Source organism: Pseudoalteromonas sp. OANN1, from assembly GCF_024124685.1.
Lineage (GTDB): Bacteria > Pseudomonadota > Gammaproteobacteria > Enterobacterales > Alteromonadaceae > Pseudoalteromonas > Pseudoalteromonas piscicida.
On sequence record NZ_JAMXSE010000051.1, the window covers coordinates 1 to 1,265 of the forward strand.

General features: G+C 41.7%; 1 protein-coding gene. It reads right to left on the reverse strand.

Annotated elements, in window-relative coordinates:
- Positions 1 to 8: 8 nt before the first annotated feature.
- A protein-coding gene (locus NH462_RS22820) for an IS3 family transposase (RefSeq protein WP_253107826.1) occupies positions 9 to 1,189 on the reverse strand; the annotation gives its coding sequence in 2 pieces (ribosomal slippage) (positions 9 to 931 and positions 931 to 1,189; 1,182 coding nt in all).
- Positions 1,190 to 1,265: the final 76 nt, after the last annotated feature.

The following is a 1,265-nucleotide window of genomic DNA, read 5'->3' on the forward strand; positions in this document are numbered from 1 at the left end:
TGTAGTGGTCAACTAATTTTGGCCACAGTTTTAGAATCTTGGTATCTAACCTCAGATTCATTTGGCGCTAAACCAGCATTATAATGATGAGGCCTAACGTTGTTATAATATCCGTTGATATAATCACTCACACCATATTTAGCATCTTTAAAGTTTTCGTATCCAACCTTTGGCATCCACTCCGTTTTAAAGCTTCTAAAAAATCGCTCCATTGGCGCATTATCCCAACAATTTCCGCGCCTGCTCATACTTTGTGTAATTTTATAGCGCCATAAACGTTGGCGGTACTTCAAGCTTGTATAATGGCTTCCTTGGTCTGAGTGAAACATCAATCCACTTGGCTTGCCTCTGCTTTCATACGCGAGTTCAAGCGCTTTTAGCGTTAAGTTAGTATCTGGCGACAACGACATTGCCCAACCAACGACTTTACGTGCAAATAAATCAACAACGACCGCTAAATAGGCCCAGCGATTACCAACCCAAATATACGTCACATCACCGCACCACACGGTATCTGGCTCAACAACATCAAATTGTCTATCAAGCAGATTTGGAATTTCAAGATGCTCATTACCACCCCTTTTATATTGATGTTGTGGTACTTGGCAGCTCTCTAGTTTTAGTTTAACCATTAGCTTAGCGGCGCGATAACGGCTTAATTCAAAATCGTTATTCGTTGCGATTGCTGCGATTGTCCGTGCCCCAGCTGAACCGCCGCTCATTGCATGTATGGCTTTAACTTCAGCTTCTAGCCTTATTTGCTCTGGTGTAGGCGTTGTATCCCGTATGGCCCAATATTTATAGCTGCTGCGATGCACATTGAATACGCTACACAACACGCTAATTGGGTAACGCTCTCGTTGATTTAATTTCTCAATTAACGAGAATTGTTCAGGGAGTCGGACATCAAGAGAGCGGTAGCCTTTTTTAATATATCCTTTTCTAATTCAATACGTTGGATTTGCTTTTTAAGTTCGCGGATTTCAATTTGTTCGGGTGTCATTGGTGACGCTGTGGGTGTCTGGCCATTCCGCTCTTGCTTCAATTGAGTTACCCACTTACTTACAGTTGATTTACCAACCCCCATAGCCTTAGCTGCATCTTCTTGTGTGTAGCCTTGGTCAACTACAAGTTGAGCTGTTTCTAATTTGATTGCCGCAGAATAGGTTGCGCGTTTTAATTTCGTCATTTTTTCACCCAAATTTGTATGCAAATAGCATAACATTTCTTTCTTAATGGGTGGCCAAATTAACTATGCCACTACA